Raw genomic sequence first — 19,137 nt, 5'->3', positions numbered from 1 at the left:
CCCATGCCCAAGCCGGTGCTGCTCAGCGTGGACGACGACCCCGGCGTCTCCCGCTCGGTCGCCCGTGACCTGCGCCGCCGGTACGGCGAGGAGTTCCGCGTGCTGCGCGCCTCCTCCGGCGCCGAGGCGCTGGACGCGCTGCGCGAGCTGACCCTGCGCGGCGACCCGGTGGCGGCGCTGCTGGCCGACTACCGCATGCCCGGGATGGACGGCATCGAGTTCCTCGAGCAGGCGATGGACCTGGTGCCGCGCGCCCGCCGGGCGCTGCTCACCGCCTACGCCGACACCGACGCGGCCATCGCCGCGATCAACGTGGTCGACGTCGACCACTACCTGCTCAAGCCGTGGGACCCGCCCGAGGAGAAGCTGTACCCGGTCGTCGACGCCATGATCGAGACCTGGCGGTCCACCCCGGACCCCGCGGCGGACGGCGTGAAGCTGGTCGGGCACCGCTGGTCGGCGCCCTCGGCCCGCGCCCGCGACCTGCTGGCCCGCAACGCCGTCCCGTACCGCTGGTACAGCGTGGAGGAACCCGAGGGCCGGCGGCTGCTCGAGGCGGCCGGCGCCGGCCCGGAGCAGCTCCCGGTGGTGGTGACCCCCGACGCCCGCGTGCTGGTCGCGCCCAGCGAGGCCGAGCTCGCCGCGGTGGCCGGGCTGGCGGTCGACCCCCGTGAGCAGTTCTACGACCTGGTGGTCGTCGGGGGCGGCCCGGCGGGGCTCGGGGCGGCGGTGTACGGGGCCTCGGAGGGGCTGCGCACCGTGCTCGTCGAGCGGGAGGCGACCGGTGGCCAGGCCGGGCAGAGCAGCCGGATCGAGAACTACCTGGGCTTCCCCGACGGCGTCTCCGGCGGGCAGCTCGCCGACCGCGCCCGCCGGCAGGCGGTCAAGTTCGGCGCCGAGCTGCTGCTGGCCCGCGACGTGGTGTCGCTGGAGGCGCACGGGCCCAAGCGGGTGCTCCGGCTCGACGACGGCCGGCGGATCGGCGCGCACGCCGTCGTCCTCGCCACCGGTGTCTCCTACCGCAGCCTGGGCGTCCCCGGTGCCGACGACCTCACCGGCCGGGGGGTCTTCTACGGCTCGGCGATGACCGAGGCCGCCGAGTGCGCCGACCGCGACGTCTACATCGTCGGCGGGGCCAACTCGGCCGGCCAGGCGGCGGTCTTCTTCTCCCGGTACGCCCGGTCGGTGTGCCTGCTCGTGCGCGGCCCGTCGCTGGAGGCGTCCATGTCGGCGTACCTGGTCGACCAGCTCGCCGCGCTGCCCAACGTGTCGGTGCGGACCTGCACCACGGTGGCCGCCGCGCACGGCGACGGGCACCTGGAGGCGGTCACCCTCGCCGACGCCGCCACCGGCGAGCGCGAGACCGTCCGGGCCGGCCACCTGTTCGTCTTCATCGGCGGGGCGCCGCGCACGGGGTGGCTCGACGGCACCGTCGTCCGCGACGAGCGCGGCTTCGTGCCCACCGGCCCCGCGCTGGTGGTCGGCGGCCGGCGCCCGCCGGGCTGGGCACCCGACCGGGACCCGTACCTGCTGGAGTCCAGCCTCCCCGGGGTGTTCGTCGCCGGGGACGTGCGGGCCGAGTCGGTCAAGCGGGTCGCCTCGGCGGTCGGCGAGGGCGCGATGGCCGTTACCCTCGTGCACCGGTACCTGGGGGAGCGGTGACGGCGGCGGAGGCCCGGCTCGCCCCGGCCGCGCTGCGGGAGCTGTTCCTCTTCGCCGACCTCGACGACGAGCAGCTGGACTGGGTCGCCTCGCACGCCGACGTCGTGGACTACGCCGAGGGGGCGGAGATCTCGACCGAGGGCGCCCCGGCCGAGTGCTTCCACGTGCTCCTCGACGGGACCATCAGCATGGTCCGCACCGTCGGCGGCACCGAGGTCGAGACGGTGCGCTCCTCCCAGCGCGGCGTCTACTCCGGCGCGGTGCAGTTCTACGTCGGCGACCGCATCGAGCAGGTGTACCCGGCGACGGTCCGCGCCGTCACCGACGTCCGGGTGCTGGCGCTGCCGGCGGCCGGCTTCGCCGAGGTGTTCCGGCGGTGGTACCCGATGGCGGTGCACCTCCTGGAGGGGTTGTTCTTCGGGCAGCGCAACCTCTCCGAGCTGGTGACCCAGCGAGAACGGCTGCTGGCCCTGGGCAAGCTGTCGGCGGGGCTGACCCACGAGCTGAACAACCCCGCCGCCGCCGCGTCGCGGGCGGCGGCGGCCCTGCGCGAGCGGGTGGCGGGCATGCGGCACAAGCTCGCGCTGCTGTCGGCGGGCAAGCTGGACGGCGGGGTGATGCGCGCGCTCACCGGGCTGCAGGAGGAGCTCGTCGCCCGCGTGGCCGGGGCCCCCGAGCTCACCGCGCTGGAGCGCTCGGACCGGGAGGACGAGCTCGCCGACTGGATCACCGACCACGGCGTGGGCGGGGCCTGGGAGCTCGCCGCCGTCTTCGTGCCCGCCGGCCTCGGCCCCGACGACCTCGACCGGGTGGCCGGCGCGGTCGACGAGGGCTCCCTGGAGCCGGCGCTGCGCTGGCTGTCCTACACCGTGGAGACCGAGTCGCTCCTGGTGGAGATCATCGAGAGCACGGCGCGGATCTCGAACCTGGTGGACGCCGCCAAGCAGTACTCGCAGGTGGACCGGGCGCCGCACCAGCCCACCGACCTGCACGCGGGGCTGGACGCCACCCTCCTCGTCCTCGGCTCGAAGATCCCGCCCGGCGTCACCGTGGTGAAGGAGTACGACCGCTCGCTGCCGGCCGTGCCCGCGTTCGCCGCCGAGCTCAACCAGGTGTGGACCAACCTGGTGGTCAACGCCCTCGACGCCATGGCGGGGGACGACGGGGACGGCACCGGCACGCTGACCCTGCGCACCGGCCGGGACGGCGACTGCGCGCTGGTCGAGGTGGTCGACACCGGGCCCGGCGTGCCCGAGGAGCTGCGCCGGCGGGTGTTCGAGCCGTTCTTCACCACCAAGCCCTTCGGCAAGGGCACCGGGCTGGGGCTGGACTACGCCTACCGGATCGTGGTCAGCCGGCACGGGGGCGACCTCCGGCTGCGCTCGCGGCCGGGGGAGACCCGCTTCCAGGTGCTGCTGCCGCTGGCCGAGCGGCCCGGCACGAGGGGCTGACCGCCGGGCGGTCAGTCGGCCGTCAGGGCCAGCAGGGTGCCGATCGTCAGCCCGACGGTCGTGTGCCCGACCACCCCGCGGGCGTGGCTGACCAGGGGGTAGTCGGTCATCGTCGGCAGCGCCGTCCCCTCGTCGACGACCACCCAGGCGGCCGCGCCGACGGCGAGCCCGGCGGCGACCGGGTGCAGCCCGCGCCGGGCGAGCAGGGCGGCCAGCACCCCGTAGGTCGTGCCGAACGTCCGGTGGACGGCCAGGCCCACGCGGCCCGCGGCCGCGTCGTCGAGGTCCCGCCCGGTGGCCGCGCCGAGCTGCCGGCCCAGCTGGACGAGGGTGCCGCCGGGGGCGATCTCCTCCTCCCGCTTGCGGGAGGCCTCGCTCTGGCGGGCGTGGAAGACGCCGGTGACGGCGTCCATGGTGCGGCTGGCGACGTAACCGGCCAGCGCGCCGGTGACCAGGGTGCGGCGCAGCGAGCTCATGGGTCCTCCCGGGGACGGCCGAGAGCGGGCGGGTGCCGCCGAGCGTCCCGCCGCCCGGCCCCGGCCCGGTAGTGCCGGAGGTCATCTGCCCCGCGGTGCAGGACCGGGCCGGGCGGGTAGCCACCGGGAGTTCACCACCCCTGCACGTCTGGAGACGCCCGTGACGGCTCGGCCGCCCACCCGCGACGCACCCGCCGAGGCCGATCCGGACACCTACCGGCCCGACCCCCGCCGCTGGCGGGCGCTGTCGGTCACCCTCGTCGCCGGGTTCATGAGCCTGCTCGACGTCAGCATCGTGTCGGTGGCGCTGCCCTCCCTGCAGCAGGACCTCGCGGCCTCGCCGGCCACCGTGCAGTGGGTGGTCTCCGGGTACGCGCTGACCTTCGCGCTGGTGCTGGTGACGGCCGGCCGGCTCGGGGACGCCTTCGGCCGTCGGCGGATGTTCCTCGTCGGGCTGGCGCTGTTCGTGCTCTGCAGCGCGGCGGCGGGCGCCGCGCCCACCGTGGGGCTGCTCGTCGCCGCGCGCCTGGCGCAGGGGGTGGCGGCCGGGTGCCTCGCGCCGCAGAACTCCGGCCTGATCCAGCAGCTGTTCCGCGGCGGCGAGCGGGGCAAGGCGTTCGGCCTCTTCGGGGCCACCGTGGGCCTGTCGACGGCGATCGGGCCGGTGCTCGGCGGGCTGATCCTCCGGCTGGCCGACGGCCCGGGGGGCTGGCGGTGGATCTTCTACGTGAACGTGCCCATCGGCGTGGTGGCCCTCGTGCTGGCGTGGCGGCTGCTGCCCCGCGGCGGCACCGGCCGGCCGGGCCGGGTGGACGCCGGCGGGGTGCTGCTGCTCGGGGCCGGCGCCCTGGCCCTGCTGCTGCCGCTGGTCCGCGCGGAGGCCGGGGGGCTGGCCGCGCTGTGGTGGCTGTTCCCGGTCGGCGTCGCCGTGCTGGCCGGGTTCGCCACGTGGGAGCGCCGGGTGGTGGCCCGCGGCGGCGAGCCGGTGTTCGACCCGCGGCTGGTGACCCGCACCCGCGGCTACGGCATCGGCGCGGCGCTGGCCACCGCCTACTTCGTCGGCTTCAGCGGCATCTGGCTGGTCTTCGCGCTGTTCTTCCAGACCGGCCTGGGGTTCACCCCGCTGCAGTCCGGCCTGGCCGTCACCCCGTTCGCGCTGGGCTCGGCGGTCTCGGCGGTGGTGGCCGGCCGGCTGGTCGAGCGGTTCGGGCGGTGGCTGACCGTGGTGGGGCTCACCGGCGTCCTGGTCGGGCTCGGCGCGGTCGTGACGGTCCTGGTCGCCGTGCCCGAGGGGGCGCTGGGGTGGGCGGTGGCCCCGGCCCTGCTCCTCGCGGGCCTGGGCGGCGGGATGGTCATCTCGCCGAACATCACCATGACGCTGCGCGAGGTGCCGGTGCGGCTGGCCGGCTCGGCCGGGGGCGGTCTGCAGACCGCGCAGCGCTTCGGCGGCGCCATCGGGACGGCGGCCCTGCCGGGGCTCTACTACGTGGTGCTCGGCGCCACCGGGGAGGACTACCCGACCGCGGCCGCCGCCGGGCTGGCCGCGGCGCTCGCCGGCGTCGCCGTGGCGCTCGCGCTCGGCGTGGCCGACCTGCGGCGCGGGGCGGGGGACGGCGGCGACCACGAGCCCGACGGCGACCAGGAGCCCGCCGACGAGCCCGCCGACGAGCACGGCGACGCGGGTGACGACGCAGGTGACGAGGCGGGCGACCGGGAGGACGGCGACCGGCGTCGCTCCCGGGCGCCCGGTCACGACCACCTGCACGCCCACGGCCACGCGGCCCACGGCTGACCGGCGTCCCGACCGGCGCCCCGGCGGGGGGAGGACCGGGCGGGGAGGTCCCCACCCGGCCGTCACCGCTGCTCAGGCCTGGCCCGACTTCTCCTTCTCGTAGCGCTCGGTCATCGTCGCCACGGCCTGCATCTGCGCGGCGGCGTAGTCCTCCCGCTTGCCCATCGCCCACTCCTTGGCGGCGAGGGTCTGCTGCGCGTGGGACACGGCCCCGCCCTGGAAGTGCGGCATGACGTGCTGGGCGATGAGCTCCCACGAGCGCCTCGTGGCCTGCGGGTCGGCCCACTCGTGGCCGAGCAGGAGCATGGCCCCGAAGCCGCCGGACTGGTCCCACAGCCGCTGGACCTGCGCGCGGGCGTCCTCGACGGTGCCGATCGCGCCGATGCCGGCCTCGTTGATGAAGTCGATCATCTCCTTGGCGTCGCCGCCCTCGACGGCCATCTGGGGGAAGGCCGCGGTCTTCTGGAAGTAGCGGAACCAGGTCTCGATGCCGTACTGGACGTCGTCGTAGGCCTGCTCGCGGGTCTCGGCCACGTGCATGAGCCCGACCAGCCGCCAGTCGCGCCGGGAGACGCTCTGCCCGAAGTGGGCGGCCCGCTCCTCGACGACGTTCCAGTGGTGGGCGAGGGCGTCGAAGCCGTCCTTGGTCAGGGTCGCCCCGATCGAGAGCAGCCCGATGCCGTGCCGGCCGGCCATCCGGGGCCCGGTCGGGGAGGCGACCGCGGCGACGGCGATGTCGAAGCACGGCTCCGAGTAGGGCCGCAGGTGCAGCCGCGCGTCGATCAGCTCGTGCGTGCGGGTCTTCTCGGTCACCGTCTCGCCGCGCAGCAGCCGCATGATGATGTCGAGGTCGGCCTCGAGCAGCTCGCGGGTGTCGGTCGGGGTGAGGCCCAGCATCATCGAATCCGTGGGCAGCGAGCCCGGCCCGCAGCCGAGCATGGTGCGGCCTCGGGTGAGGTGGTCGAGGAGGACCATGCGCTCGGCCACCCACAGCGGGTTGTGGTAGGCGATCGAGGTGACGCCCGTGCCGAGCTTGATGTGCCGGGTCCGCTCGGCGGCCGCGGCGATGAAGATCTCCGGGGAGGCGATGATCTCCGTCCCCGCCGAGTGGTGCTCGCCGATCCAGGCCTCGTCGTAGCCCAGCCGGTCGAGGTGCTCGACCAGCTCCAGGTCCCGCTGCAGGGCCAGCGTGGGGTTCTCGCCGGCGGGGTGGAACGGGGCGAGGAACGTGCCGAAGCGCAGCCTGTCCATGTGCTCTCCTCGGTTCAGGGACTAAAGGCCCTGAACGTAACCGAGGTCACACCCCGAGCGGGAGGGTCACGGTCCGGCGGTGGGCGGGTGCAGGCGGGCGAACAGGTCGAGCAGCCGGTCGCGCACCGGCTCCGGCAGCGTCGGCGGCGGCAGCTGCGCCAGCGCGGCCGTGGTGGCGCGCACCTGCGCCAGGTACTGCACGCACGGGTCGCACAGCGCCAGGTGCTCGACGACCGCCCGCTCCACCGCCGGGGGCAGCGCGCCCTCGAGGTGCTCGGTGACCAGCTCGACGAACTCCTGGCAGGCCACCTCGAGGACGGCCCCGTCCCCGGACCCGCCCGGGCGCTGCGGCTCACCCACCGCCGTCTCCCTCCGTGGTGCCCCGGTACAGCCGCTCGAGGCGGGCCCGCAGCCGGGCCCGCCCCCGGTGCAGCAGGATGCGCTGGTTGCCCGGGGTCAGGGCGAGCCGGGCGCACACCTCGTCCGAGGAGAGCCCGAGGACGTCCCGCAGCTCGACCACCGCGCGCTGCCGCGGGGGCAGCTCGTCGAGGGCGGCGCGCAGCTCGCGGCGCACCTCGGCGGCCACAGCGGCGTCCTCGGGCGGGGGCTCCCAGGCGACCGGTGCGCCGGCGTCGGTCCAGTGCCGCGGCCAGCGGTCACCGGGGCCGCGGAAGCGGGCCGGGTCGACCGTCGGCCCGCCGCGGTCGCCCTCGCCGTCCCCCGGGAAGGCCGCCGACCAGGGCAGCGTGCGGGCCTCCCGGCGGCCTCGGGTGCGCGCCAGGTTCTCCAGGATGCGGAAGGCCCAGGTCCGCAGCGAGGAGCGCCCCTCGAACCGGTCGAGCTGGCGGACCACCGCCAGCCAGGTCTCCTGCACGACCTCCTCGGCCGACGCCCGGGAGGAGACGTGCAGCATCGCCACCCGCAGCATGACGGGGGACCACGTGTCGACGAGCTCGGCGAAGGCCCGCTGGTCGCCCGCGCGGAGCCGGGCCAGCAGCCCGGCCTGGTCGTCGCTGCCACCGGGACGGGTGGCGGCGACCGCCACGCCGACGGGCGGGGCGCCGGACCGCTCGGTCCCCGGGCCCGCGGAGGCGGGGCCGGGCGGCGCCGGGCGCGGGCGGGGCGGCTCGGTCATGCGCGGCCTCCACGCGATCGGCCGGGAGGACCGTCCCAGGATGCCGGCCGCGCCGCCGGGTGTCACCGGACCTTCGTCCCGTGCAGCGCCCGCTCGGCCTGGTCGATCGCCCAGGCGGCGTTGACCAGGCCGATGTGGCTGAACGCCTGCGGGAAGTTGCCGAGGAGTTCACCGGTGCCGGCGTCGACCTCCTCCGCGAGCAGGCCGAGGTCGCTGACGTAGCCGGCCGCCCGGGCGAAGACCTCCCGTGCCCGCTCGACCTGGCCGGACATCGCCAGCGCCTGCGCCAGCCAGAAGGTGCACAGCAGGAAGGTGCCCTCCTCACCGGCCAGCCCGTCGACGCCGTCGTCGGTGCGGTAGCGGTAGACCAGCCCCCGCTCGTCGGTCAGCCGGTCGGCGATGGCGTCGATCGTGGCCAGGACCCGCGGGTCGTCGGCGGGCAGGAAACCGACGATGGGCATCATCAGGTTCGAGGCGTCCAGCGCGGTGGTGCCCGGGTACTGGGTGAAGGCCTGCGCCTCCTCCGACCAGCCCTGCTCGAGCACCGTCGCGGCGATCTCGTCCCGGGTCCGCTTCCAGCGGTCCACCCGGTCCTCGGCGCCCAGCACCGCGGCAAGGGTGACGGCCCGGTCGAGGGCGACCCAGCACATCACCTTGGAGTAGAGGAAGTGCTGCGGCTCGCCGCGCACCTCCCAGATGCCCTGGTCGCGGTCGCGCCAGCGCACGGCGGCGGCGTCGGCGCAGGCCACCAGGAAGCGCCGGGTGTCCTCGTCGAGGGACGCGAGCTGCTCGGCCAGCCGGGCGGCCGCGCCCAGCAGCTCGCCGTACACGTCGACCTGCCGTTGGTCCCAGGCGCCGTTGCCCACGCGCACCGGCCGGCTGCCCCGCCAGCCGCGGAGGTGGCCCAGGGTCCGCTCGGTCAGGTCGTGCTCCCCGGCGACGCCGAACATGATCTGCAGCGACTGCTCGGGCCCCACCCCACCGGCGCCGGCGGTGGTCACGAAGGCGAAGAAGTCCTCGGCCTCGTCCGGGCAGGCGGCCACCCACAGCGCTTCCATGGTGAAGCTGGCGTCGCGCACCCAGGCGTAGCGGTAGTCCCAGTTCCGCTCGCCGCCCACCCCCTCCGGGAGCGAGGTCGTGGCCGCGGCGACGACCGCGCCGCTCGGCTGGTACGACAGCCCCTGCAGCACCCGGCCGCTCGCGTGCACCAGGTCGGCCCACGGCCCGTCGTAGGCCTGGTGCAGGTCGCACCAGGACTCCCAGTCGGCGAGGGTGCGGTCGAGCAGGGCCGCGAGGTCCTCCTGCGCCCAGACGTGCGCGGAGACGGCGTCGCCCAGGGTGCTGCGCTGCAGCGCCAGGTGGACGACCTCGCCGGCCCGAAGCCGCAGCCGGGCGCGGGCCCGGCCGGCGGCGATGAGCACCCGGCCGGGGAGCGTGAGCACCAGCCAGTCGGCGCCGCCCCGGGCGGTCACCCCGCCGTCGACGGAGGACAGCAGCGGGACGACGAGGCCGTACTCGGGCCGCGGCCGGTAGTCGACGTCCACCTCGACCTCGCCGTCCGTGCACGCCAGCCGGCGGACCAGCACGTGCGGCACGTCCCGGCCGAGCCGGTGCCCGCCGTTGTCGGGGCCGAGGCCGAGGGCGTCGGTGAGCACCAGGGTGCCCCCGGTGGTGGTGAAGGTCGTCTCCAGGGCCAGCGAGCGCCCGGCGTACCGGCGGCTCGAGCGCCACTCGCCCGCCGGGTGCACCGACCAGTGGCCGGCGTCGTCGTCGAGCAGCCGGCCGAACACCGACGCGCTGTCGAAGCGCGGGAAGCAGAGCCACTCGACCGATCCCGCGCGGTCGACGAGGGCGCTGGAGTGCCGGTCGGAGAGGAAGGCGTGGTCGGCGACGGGCGTGGAGCTCATGGGGTCTCCCGGGCGGACGGCGGTGGTGTGCGCCCTGTCGTGCGGGGACCGGCCGCCGTTACGCGTAACGCCCTCGCCCGCTGACGCGACCAGGGGTCACCGAACCCGAGGAGGTCCCCGTGTCCGCTGCGGTGCAGGAGGTCGACGTCGTCGTGGTGGGCGGCGGCCCCGCCGGGGAGGTGGTGGCCGGCCGGTGCGCCCAGCGCGGCCTGTCCACCGTGCTGGTCGAGCGGGAGCTGGTCGGCGGCGAGTGCTCCTACTGGGGGTGCGTCCCGAGCAAGACGCTGCTGCGGCCGGGCGACGTCCTGGCCGCCGCCCGCCGGGTCCCCGGGGCCGCGGCCGCGGGGGACCGGCCGGTCGACGTCCCCGCCGCGCTGGCCCGCCGGGACCTGATGACCGCGCACTGGGACGACGCGGGGCAGCAGCGCTGGCTGGCCGACCACGGCGTGCGGCTGGTGCGCGGTACGGGCCGGCTGGTCGGGTCCCGGCGGGTGGCCGTGGCGGGCGGCCCGGCGCTGGCTGCGCGGCGGGCGGTCGTGCTCGCGACCGGCAGCAGCGCGGTCCTGCCCCCGGTGCCCGGGCTGGCCGACGTCCGCCCCTGGGACAACCGCGCCGCGACCGCGGCCAAGGAGGTCCCGGCGCGGCTGCTGGTCATGGGCGGGGGCGCGGTGGGCCTGGAGCTCGCGCAGGCGTTCCGCCGGCTCGGCTCGGCCGAGGTCACCGTCGTGGAGGGCACGTCCCGGTTGCTGCCGCGCGAGGAGCCGTTCGCCGGGGAGCAGGTGCTGGCCGCGCTGACCCGCGAGGGGGTGGCGGTGCGCCTGGGGACGCTCGTGGTGTCCGCCGCACGGGCCGGGTCCGACGGCCCGGTGACCGCGACGCTCTCCGACGGGACGGCGGTGACCGCCGACGAGCTGCTGGTCGCCGTCGGCCGCCGGCCCGCGACCGCGGACGTCGGATCGGAGACGGTGGGCCTGGCCCCCGGCCGCCCGATCGAGGTCGACCAGCGCATGCGCGCCACCGGCGTGCCGGGGGGCTGGCTGTACGCCGTCGGGGACTGCACCGGCCTGGCGGCCTTCACCCACATGGGCAAGTACCAGGCGCGGGTCGCCGCCTCCGCGCTCACCGGTGGCGACCTCACCGACCGGGCCAGCCGTGACGTGGTGCCCCGGGTCACGTTCACCGACCCGCAGGTCTGCGCGGTCGGGCTGACCGCCGAGGGGGCGCGCGCCCGCGGACTCGCGGTGCGGGTCGTCGACGTGGCCCTCGCCGACGTGCCCGGCGCGTACGTCCTGGCCGACGGCGCCGAGGGGACCACCCGCCTGGTGGTCGACGCCGCCCGTGACGTGCTCGTCGGCGTGACGATGACCGGCAGCGGTGTGCAGGAGCTGCTGCACTCGGCCACCGTCGCGATCGCCGGGCGGGTGCCCGTGGCCGAGCTGCGGCACGCCGTCCCCTCCTTCCCGACCGTCTCCGAGGTGTGGCTGCACGCCCTCGAGGCGCTCGACGCCTGACCGGAGGCCCGTCGTGCCCGACGTCTCGTTCGGCAACCTGCTCGTCGTCACCGCGGTGGCGGCCCTCGTGCCCCTGGCGCTCGGCTGGGCGCCGCGGCTGCGGGTGCCCGCCGTCGTCCTGGAGATCGTCGCCGGGGTGGTGCTGGGGCCCTCGGTGCTGGGCTGGGTCGAGGTCGACCTGCCGGTCGCCGTCCTGTCCGTCACCGGCCTGGCGTTCCTGCTGCTCCTGGCCGGCCTGGAGATCGACCTGCGCGGCCTGCGCGGGTGGTCCCTCGGCCTGGCCGGCGCCGGCTACCTGCTCAGCGCCGGGCTCGCCCTGGTCGCGGGCCTCGGCACCGGCGCGCTGGGCTGGACGGCCTCCCCGACGTTCCTCGCCGTGGCCCTGACCGCCACCGCGCTGGGGCTGGTCGTCCCGGTCCTCAAGGACGCCGGGCAGGTGGCCTCGCCGGTCGGCCGCACGGTCGTCGCCGGCGCCTCGGTCGCCGACTTCTCCGCCATCGTCCTGCTGACCCTGCTCTTCTCGACCTCGGGCGGCGGGGCGGGGACCACGGCGGCCGTGCTCGTGGGCTCCGGCGTCCTGGTGGCGGTCCTCGCGGTCGTGCTCGGCCGGGTCGGCACGTCGATGCGCCTGGGGGAGGTGCTGGTGCGGTTGCAGGACACGACGGCGGAGATCCGGGTGCGGCTGGTCGTCGTGCTGCTGTTCGCCTTCGTCGTCCTCGCCGAGCGGGTGGGGTTCGAGCTGCTGCTCGGCGCCTTCCTGGCCGGCGCCCTGGTCGGCCTCCTCGACCGCGACTCGGCGGGCCACCCGCGCTTCCGCGTCAAGCTCGAGGCGATCGGGTTCGGCTTCCTGATCCCGGTGTTCTTCGTCAGCAGCGGGGTGCGGCTGGACCTGCGCGGCCTGGTCGAGGAGCCGTCGGCGCTGCTGCGGGTGCCGGTGTTCCTGGCCGTGCTGCTGCTGGTGCGCGGCCTGCCGGCGCTGCTGCACGCGCGGGCCCTGGGGTGGCGCGGCGCCGCCGCCGTCGGGCTGCTGCAGGCCACCTCCCTGCCGTTCCTGGTGACCGCGGTGCAGATCGGGGAGGCCACCGGCCGGCTGGAGCCGGTGACCGGTGCGGCGCTGGTCTGCGCCGGGCTGCTCTCGGTGCTGGTCTACCCGGCGCTGGCGCTCGGCCTGCTGGGGCGGACGCCGTCCACCGAGGCCGCCGCCGAGCCGGGGGCGCCGCGAGGGGTGGCGATGCAGTTCCGCTGAGCCCCGGCGCGCGGCTCGACCCGGCCGATGCCACGGCCGGGTCGACCGCGTGGGCCCTCCTCCGGACCACCGGACGCCTCCGCGGGGACGTCGGCAAGGCCTCGGACTTGCCCACGTTCCCGCGGAGGCGTTCCCGCGGAGGCGTTCCCGCGGGGACGTGGCGCGGTGCGGTCGGCGAGCGGGGGACCGAGAACCGTCGTGGGGGGCTGGTTCCATGCGCGGGGAGAGGAGGCCGAGCTGGTGCGGACGGCGGTGTGCGGGGCGGCGGTGGCCGAGGTGATGGCCGAGCTGGCCGCGCTCGAGGACCCCAGGATCCGCGAGGTCAACGCACGGCACGGCGACGACCACGGCGTGAACCCGGGCAGCCTGCGCGCGCTGGCCAAGCGGCTGAAGACCCAGCCGGAGCTCGCGCGCGACCTGTGGGCGACCGGTGACTCCGCGGCGCGCCTGCTGGCGATCCTGACCTGCCGTCCGAAGGTGCTCGGGCGGACGAGCTGGACACCATGCTGCGCCGGGCGCGGACCCCCAAGGTGCACGACTGGCTGGTGAACCACGTGGTCGCGAAGAGCCCGCACGCCGAGGAGCTGCGCCGGGCCTGGTCCGCCGACCCGGACCCGGTGGTCGCGAGCGCCGGCTGGGCGCTGACCACCGAGCGGGTGGCGAAGAAGCCCGACGGTCTCGACCTCCCCGGGCTCCTCGACGTCATCGAGGCGGAGATGGGGGACGCCCCCGATCGCCTGCAGTGGGCGGTGAACCACTGCCTGGCCCGGATCGGCATCGGGCACGCCGAGCACCGCGCCAGGGCGATCGAGATCGGCAAGCGCCTGGAGGTGTTGAAGGACTACCCGACGCCCCCGAACTGCACGTCCCCGTACGCGCCGATCTGGATCACCGAGGTGGTGAGCCGGCAGGGCGACGGGTAGGCGCTCCTCCCCGAGGCAGGACCAGCCGGCCGGATCGTCGGTGTGGCCGGACGGCCCGCTCGGACACCCGTCCGCACGGTGAGCCGGCCGGCTGCCCTCGAGCGGCTCACTCACCCAGGGCACCCCCGCGACCGCGACGGCTGAGGAGAGGACGGCGATGGGCGAGACCAGCAGCACCCGTGCCCCCGTGACCTATGAGCGCTGCGAGCACGTCGGGGGACCCTTCTACCACGGGACGAGGTCCGCGCTCGAGGTCGGCGACGAGCTGGTCCCCGGCCACGGTTCGAACTTCCAGGAGGGCCGGGTCTCGAACCACGTCTACTTCGCCGCCCTCGTGGACACGGCCGCCTGGGGAGCGGAACTGGCGGCAGCGCTGGCCGGGGACGGGGAGCGGGGTCGCATCTACGTCGTGGAGCCCCTGGGCCCCTTCGAGGACGACCCCAACGTGACCGACAAGCGATTCCCCGGCAACCCCACCCAGTCCTACCGCACCCGTCACCCGCTGCGTGTCGTCGGCGAGGTGGAGAGCTGGCAGGGGCATGACCCGGAGCTGGTGGAGGGGATGCTGGATCACCTGGCGCGGCTGCGGCAGCAGGGACTGGACGTCATCGAGGACTAGGCGGAGCCCTCGCTCCGGGTCAGGCCCGCACGGCCACCTCCGGCTCCACCCGCGGCGGCGGGACGGCGCGGGCCGTCTCGCCGGCGCCCAGCCGCTCGGCGATCCGGTCGGCCACCCGCAGGGCGTTGGCGACGATCGTCAGCGTCGGGTTCACCGCCGTGCTGGAGACGAAGAACGAGGAGTCGGCGACGTAGAGGTCGTCCACCTCGTGCATCCGGCAGTCCAGGTCGAGCGGCGCCTCGGCCGGGTCCGGGCCGAAGCGGACGGTCCCGTTCTGGTGCGCGACACCGCCGATGCCGAGCTGGCCGCCGGCGTAGGTGCGGTTCTCGTACACGTCGGACTCGCAGCGCATCCCGTCGAGCAGGCCCTCCAGCCGCATCCGCAGGCGGGCCACCTCGGCCGCGTTGGTGCGGGTGTAGCGCAGGCTGATCCGCCCGTCGCGGTCGACGGTCACCCGGTTCTCGTCCAGGGGCAGGTCCTCGGTGGTCAGCCAGAAGTCGATCGAGTGCCGGGCCAGGTCGGCCGGGTCCCGGGCGTCGGGCACGTCGAAGCCGATGAGCACCGCGTCGCTCTTGCCGTTCATCTGGATGGAGCCGACCGGGTACTGCCAGTCGGGGTCGAACGGGTCGGACCAGTAGAAGTCGTTGACCCCCAGCGTCTTCTGGAACCGCGTCGGGTTCGGCGTCCTCGAGAACGCCACCAGCCCCGAGTTGTTGTGCAGCATGAGGTGCCGGCCGACGTGCCCGGAGCCGTTGCCCAGGCCGGCCGGGTGCCGGTCCGAGGCCGAGGCGAGCAGCAGCGCCGCGGAGTTGATCGCCCCGGCGGCGAGGACGACGACGTCGGCGGTGTACTCCTCCCGCTCGCCGTCCCGGTCCACGACCACCCGCGAGACGCTGCGCCCGGTGGGGTCGGTCTCCAGCCGGACGACGCGGGCGCGGGTCCGCAGCGTCACGTTCGGGTGCCGCAGCGCGGGCTCGACGGTCATCACCTGCGCGTCGGCCTTGCCGTTGACCAGGCACGGGAACCCGTCGCAGGTCGCGCAGCGGATGCAGGCCGACAGGTGCGGCCGGGCCTCGTCGAGCAGGATGCCGTTGGGCAGCGAGAACGGGTGCAGCCCGGCCGCGGTGAGGTCGGCGCGCAGCTGGGCGATCCGCGGCTCGTCGCTGATCGCCGGCCACGGGTAGGGCCCGCTCGCCGGGGGGTCGTCCGGGTCCTCGCCTCGGGTGCCGTGCACCTGGTACAGCGCCTCGGCGCGGTCGTAGTACGGCGCGAGGTCGGCGTAGGTGATCGGCCAGGCCGGGGAGACGCCGTCCACGTGCCGCACCGGGCCGAAGTCGCGCTCCCGGAACCGGTAGAGGACGGCGCCGTAGAACTTGGTGTTCCCGCCGACGTAGTAGTGCTGCTTCGGGGTGAAGCGGCGGCCGTCGGCGCCGTCGGTCCACTGCCCGCTGTTGGCGTAGCGCTTGTCGGCCCACAACGCCTCGGGGTCCCAGTTCTGCGGCTCCCGGCGCAGCCGGTCGCCGCGCTCGAGGAGCAGCACCTTCTTCCCCGTGGGGGCCAGCGCCCAGGCGACGGCACCACCGCCGGCGCCCGACCCGATGACGACGACGTCGGCGTGCTCGCTCATGGCGGACCTCTCCTCAGGTGATCGCGAGCGGGGTGACCCAGGCGCCGGTGGCGCCGAGCAGCTTGGCGTGGCTGACCACGAGGCAGAACTCGCGCAGCCCGGCGGCGGCCGCCTCGGCCAGCCGCAGGTTCTCCAGCACGACCACGCCGTGCCGGACGTTGAGGGTCTGCGGGACGACGAACGGCTCGTCGGGGTCCTCGGCCGGCACCGGCCCGTAGCTCCAGGTGTCGCACCCGGTCAGCGCGACCCCGTGCCCGGCCAGCCACTCCGCGAGCTCCAGCCCCGGCCCGGGCTCGCCGCCGCCGTAGCCGGCCGGGTCGTCGTCCCAGAGCCGGCCCCAGCCGGTGTGGAACAGCACGGCGTCCCCGGGCCGCAGCCGCCGGTCGCCGAGCGCGGCCTCGGCGTCGGCGACGGTGAGCACGTCGCCGGGCCCGAGCGCCTCGACGCCGCGGGCCGCGGCCACGTCGAGCAGCAGCCCGCGGGTGACGACCTGGGGGAGGGTGTCCACGCCCAGCCGGTTGGTGCCGTGCTCCTCGGCGATGTCGCCGACCCGGTGGCCGTTGTAGGTGCGGTCGCCGACCTGCAGGTGGTTGAGGGCGTCCAGGTGGGTGCCCATCTGCTGGGTCGCGGTGACCTGCTCGACGACCCAGTTGACCGCGTTGCGGCCCCAGCCGTCCGGGGTGCCGCCCGGCCGGCGCCGGTTGACCGAGTGCGCGTTCGTGGTCAGGTAGGAGCGGAACGTGCGACCGGGGAAGGCCGGCACCCCGGCGTGCAGCACGTGCGCCAGGTCGAGCACCCGGCCGGTGCGGACCAGCGACACCGCCGCCAGCACCGTCGCCGGCGTGATCTCGTTGAGCGCGCCGGCCTCGTCGTCCGGACCCCACCGCGAGGGGAACCACCCCGCCGTCCGCTCCGCGACGGACGGCGGGACCTGCACCGTGCTCACTCCGAGGACCAGGTCGTCTCGAACGACGGGTAGAGGGTCAGCCCGCCGTCGACGAACAGGGTCTGGCCGGTGACGTAGGCGGCCTCGTCGGAGCACAGGAAGGCGGTGACCGCGGCCATCTCCTCGGCGTCGCCGGCCCGCCGCATCGGGATGTGGCCCTCCACCATGCGCCGCTTGACCGGGTCGTCGACCCAGGAGCGGTTGATCGGGGTGACGGTGGCGCCGGGGCCGACGCCGTTGACCCGGATGCCGCGGGCGGCGTACTCCAGCGCCAGCGTGCGGGTGAGGTTCTGCATGCCCCCCTTGGACACGGAGTAGCCGAGGAACCGCGGCTTCGGGATGACCTGGTGGACGCTGGAGACGTTGACGATCGCGCCGCCGGCCCCGGCGCCCAGCCACGACCGGATGGCCTGCCGGCTGCACAGGAACGCCCCGCGCAGGTTGACCGCCAGGACCCGGTCGAAGGCGGCCGCGTCGAGCTCGTCGCTGTCGGCGGCGACCTGGATGCCGGCGTTGTTGACCAGGAGGTCGACGCGGCCGTACTCGCCGAGGACCCGGTCGAACATCGCGGCGACCTGGTCCTCCTGGGAGACGTCGGCCGCGACCAGCACCGGCCGGGTGCCGGCGGCCGACATCTCCTTCACGCAGATCTCGACCCCGTGCTCGATGGCCTCCCGGGTCTCCTCGGCGCCCTGCGGCGGGCCGACGTAGTTGATCGCCACGTCGACGCCCTCCCGGCCCAGCCGGACGGCGATGGCCTGGCCGATCCCGGAGCTCCCGCCGGTGACCAGCGCCGTCCTGCCCTGCAGTCCCTTCATGACCTGCTCCTGTCGGTGCGTGCTCTGCCGGTGCGTGCTCTGCCGGTGCGTGCTCTGGCGGTGCGTGCTCTGGCGATGCGTGCTCTGGCCTGGAGGAGGAAGTCGACGGCCTCGTCGGCGCCGGCCACCTGCGCGGCGGTCCGCGCGGCCCCGAACGGCGCGGTCCAGAAGTCGCGGTCGACGTCGGGGTCGGCGGGCGGCCCCTCGTGCGGGCCGGCGTAGACGTAGGGCTCCGGGACGGCGTCGTCGCCGGGGGAGACGCCGTAGTCCACCGCGTCGTGCGCGATCCCGAGGTCGAGGTGCTCGGGCCACAGCACCGGCTCCTGCGGGCTGCCGAGGGCGGCGGCGAGCCGGCGCAGGGCGGTGTCGCCGAGGGCGAACCAGGCGGCCAGGGCGGCGGCCGCCGGCGGGTCCACGGGCAGCGGCGCGTCGAGGTCGAGCGGGGTCGCGGGGGTGTAGCTGCCCCGCAGGCCGGGCCGGACGCCGGCGGCCGTGGCCACCTCGCGCAGGGTGGTCAGCGGCGCCTCCGTGCGGCCGCCCGGCCCGGTGACCACCAGCCGGGCACCGACGACGGCGAGCTGCCGGCCGTCGACGCCCGCCGTGGTGCCGAGGCCGCCGGGGACGGGGCGCAGCCGGATCGTCCCGGCGGCGGCGTACTGGCCGGCCGCGAGGACGTGCTCGGCCACCCGGTGCCAGCTCTCCCGGGTGGCGGCCGCCGCGGCCCGGTCGGGGATCTCGATGAGGGTCACGCGGTCGTGGTCTGCCGCGGCGGCGGGACGTTACGCGCCCGCCTACGGTCGGCGGGGTGACGGTCCGCGAGCTCGTCGTCCTCGGCACCGCCAGCCAGGTCCCGACCCGCACGCGCAACCACAACGGGTACCTGCTGCGCTGGGACGGGCAGGGGCTGCTGTTCGACCCCGGGGAGGGCACGCAGCGGCAGATGCTGCTCGCCGGCGTCCCGAGCAGCGCGGTCACGCGCATCTGCCTGACCCACTTCCACGGCGACCACTGCCTCGGCCTGCCGGGCGTGGTGCAGCGGATGTCGCTGGACGGCGTGACGCGGCCGGTGCCGGTGCACTCCCCGGCGTCCGGGCGGCACTTCCTCGACCGGCTGCTGGCCGCGTCGTCCTTCCGCGACGTCACCGACCTGCGGCCCGAGCCGGTGTCGGGGGACGGCGTCCTGGACGCCGGTCCGCCCGTGCTGGAGGCGCGCCGCCTGGACCACACGGTCGACGCCGTCGGCTACCGCCTGGTCGAGCCGGACGGCCGCCGCATGCTGCCCGACCGGCTGGCCGCGGCGGGCGTCGCCGGCCCCGACGTCGGCCGGCTGCAGCGCGCGGGGGTGCTCGACACCGGGGGGAGGACCGTGCGCCTGGAGGAGGTCAGCGCGCCGCGGCCGGGCCAGCGGTTCGCCTTCGTGATGGACACCCGCCTCTGCGACGGCGTGCACGCCCTGGCCGACGGCGCGGACCTGCTCGTCGTCGAGGCCACGTTCCTGCACGAGGACGCCGCCCTCGCCCACGAGTACGGCCACCTGACCGCGCGCCAGGCGGCCGCGGTGGCCGCGGAGTGCGGGGTGCGCCGGCTGGTGCTGACCCACTTCTCCCAGCGCTACCCCGACCCCCGGGCGTTCCGCGACGAGGCGGCCGCCGTCTTCGACGGGGACCTGGTCGTGGCCGAGGACCTCCGGACCGTGCCGCTGCCCCCGCGCCGGGCCCCGTAGACGCGCGCGGGCCGGCACCGGTGCCCCGGTGCCGGCCCGCGCGGGTGGTC

18 protein-coding genes are annotated in these 19,137 nt (G+C 76.0%); 9 read left to right on the top strand and 9 right to left on the bottom strand.

The genetic code is table 11. The features are described 5' to 3' along the window. Window positions 1-3: 3 nt before the first annotated feature. On the top strand, window positions 4-1,662 hold the full coding sequence (locus ACI8AC_RS13500; protein WP_456898296.1) for an FAD-dependent oxidoreductase: 1,659 nt from the start codon (window positions 4-6) through the stop codon (window positions 1,660-1,662). After that, complete coding sequence (locus ACI8AC_RS13495; protein WP_456898295.1) at window positions 1,659-3,113, top strand: ATP-binding protein; 1,455 nt, start codon at window positions 1,659-1,661, stop codon at window positions 3,111-3,113. The genes ACI8AC_RS13500 and ACI8AC_RS13495 overlap by 4 nt, the downstream gene beginning before the upstream one ends. Window positions 3,114-3,124: 11 nt before the next feature. Here ACI8AC_RS13495 and ACI8AC_RS13490 read toward each other — a convergent pair whose 3' ends face one another. Beyond that, a complete protein-coding gene (locus ACI8AC_RS13490) occupies window positions 3,125-3,589 on the bottom strand; it encodes a hypothetical protein (protein ID WP_456898294.1) in 465 nt (154 codons plus the stop codon). 160 nt (window positions 3,590-3,749) lie between these two features. Between ACI8AC_RS13490 and ACI8AC_RS13485 the strand changes: the two genes are divergently transcribed. Next, window positions 3,750-5,381 (top strand): MFS transporter, encoded by a 1,632-nt coding sequence (locus ACI8AC_RS13485; protein ID WP_456898293.1) that lies wholly within the window; start codon window positions 3,750-3,752, stop codon window positions 5,379-5,381. Window positions 5,382-5,453: 72 nt separating this feature from the next. On the opposite strand, the gene ACI8AC_RS13480 is transcribed toward ACI8AC_RS13485, so the two are convergent. The 4 genes from ACI8AC_RS13480 to ACI8AC_RS13465 form a co-directional block, all read right to left on the bottom strand. Continuing rightward, window positions 5,454-6,632, bottom strand: coding sequence for an LLM class flavin-dependent oxidoreductase (locus ACI8AC_RS13480; protein ID WP_456898292.1), 1,179 nt, complete (start codon window positions 6,630-6,632; stop codon window positions 5,454-5,456). 66 nt (window positions 6,633-6,698) lie between these two features. After that, window positions 6,699-6,992, bottom strand: coding sequence for an anti-sigma factor family protein (locus ACI8AC_RS13475; protein WP_456898291.1), 294 nt, complete (start codon window positions 6,990-6,992; stop codon window positions 6,699-6,701). Further along, complete coding sequence (locus tag ACI8AC_RS13470; protein ID WP_456898290.1) at window positions 6,985-7,767, bottom strand: RNA polymerase sigma factor; 783 nt, start codon at window positions 7,765-7,767, stop codon at window positions 6,985-6,987. Before ACI8AC_RS13470 ends, ACI8AC_RS13475 begins: the two co-directional genes overlap by 8 nt. Window positions 7,768-7,829: 62 nt before the next feature. Further along, the gene (locus tag ACI8AC_RS13465) at window positions 7,830-9,674 is read right to left on the bottom strand and encodes a glycoside hydrolase family 15 protein (protein WP_456898289.1); all 1,845 of its coding nucleotides are present in this window, start codon (window positions 9,672-9,674) and stop codon (window positions 7,830-7,832) included. 119 nt (window positions 9,675-9,793) lie between these two features. On the opposite strand from ACI8AC_RS13465, the gene ACI8AC_RS13460 reads away from it, so the two are divergent. From ACI8AC_RS13460 to arr, 5 genes are all read left to right on the top strand, one after another. Next, window positions 9,794-11,185, top strand: coding sequence for a dihydrolipoyl dehydrogenase family protein (locus ACI8AC_RS13460; protein WP_456898288.1), 1,392 nt, complete (start codon window positions 9,794-9,796; stop codon window positions 11,183-11,185). 13 nt (window positions 11,186-11,198) lie between these two features. Continuing rightward, on the top strand, window positions 11,199-12,431 hold the full coding sequence (locus ACI8AC_RS13455; protein WP_456898287.1) for a cation:proton antiporter: 1,233 nt from the start codon (window positions 11,199-11,201) through the stop codon (window positions 12,429-12,431). Window positions 12,432-12,671: 240 nt separating this feature from the next. Beyond that, a complete protein-coding gene (locus ACI8AC_RS13450; RefSeq protein ID WP_456898286.1) occupies window positions 12,672-12,980 on the top strand; it encodes a DNA alkylation repair protein in 309 nt (102 codons plus the stop codon). Continuing rightward, the gene (locus ACI8AC_RS13445) at window positions 12,935-13,354 is read left to right on the top strand and encodes a DNA alkylation repair protein (RefSeq protein WP_456898285.1); all 420 of its coding nucleotides are present in this window, start codon (window positions 12,935-12,937) and stop codon (window positions 13,352-13,354) included. The genes ACI8AC_RS13450 and ACI8AC_RS13445 overlap by 46 nt, the downstream gene beginning before the upstream one ends. A 157-nt stretch (window positions 13,355-13,511) precedes the next feature. Beyond that, entirely contained in the window at window positions 13,512-13,973 is a 462-nt protein-coding gene (gene arr / locus ACI8AC_RS13440) for an NAD(+)--rifampin ADP-ribosyltransferase (RefSeq protein WP_456898284.1), read from the top strand. A gap of 19 nt (window positions 13,974-13,992) precedes the next feature. Here arr and ACI8AC_RS13435 read toward each other — a convergent pair whose 3' ends face one another. Genes ACI8AC_RS13435 through ACI8AC_RS13420 form a run of 4 tightly spaced genes read right to left on the bottom strand, consistent with a single transcriptional unit; the run spans window position 13,993 to window position 18,113 of the window. Beyond that, window positions 13,993-15,600: a GMC oxidoreductase gene (locus ACI8AC_RS13435; RefSeq protein WP_456898283.1), complete on the bottom strand. Its 1,608-nt coding sequence runs from the start codon at window positions 15,598-15,600 to the stop codon at window positions 13,993-13,995. A gap of 13 nt (window positions 15,601-15,613) precedes the next feature. Further along, window positions 15,614-16,546 (bottom strand): cyclase family protein, encoded by a 933-nt coding sequence (locus tag ACI8AC_RS13430; protein ID WP_456898282.1) that lies wholly within the window; start codon window positions 16,544-16,546, stop codon window positions 15,614-15,616. After that, window positions 16,543-17,364 (bottom strand): glucose 1-dehydrogenase, encoded by an 822-nt coding sequence (locus ACI8AC_RS13425; RefSeq protein WP_456898281.1) that lies wholly within the window; start codon window positions 17,362-17,364, stop codon window positions 16,543-16,545. Before ACI8AC_RS13425 ends, ACI8AC_RS13430 begins: the two co-directional genes overlap by 4 nt. Then, window positions 17,361-18,113 carry a hypothetical protein gene (locus tag ACI8AC_RS13420; protein WP_456898280.1) on the bottom strand — a complete coding sequence of 251 codons (753 nt, stop codon included), beginning with the start codon at window positions 18,111-18,113 and terminating at the stop codon, window positions 17,361-17,363. The genes ACI8AC_RS13425 and ACI8AC_RS13420 overlap by 4 nt, the downstream gene beginning before the upstream one ends. A 56-nt stretch (window positions 18,114-18,169) precedes the next feature. Between ACI8AC_RS13420 and ACI8AC_RS13415 the strand changes: the two genes are divergently transcribed. Next, window positions 18,170-19,087 (top strand): ribonuclease Z, encoded by a 918-nt coding sequence (locus ACI8AC_RS13415; RefSeq protein WP_456898279.1) that lies wholly within the window; start codon window positions 18,170-18,172, stop codon window positions 19,085-19,087. Window positions 19,088-19,137 lie beyond the last annotated feature (50 nt).

The organism is Geodermatophilus sp. SYSU D00758, assembly GCF_054049955.1.
Note: the sequence above shows the minus strand (reverse complement) of the source record. Positions and strands in the feature narration are given on the sequence as shown.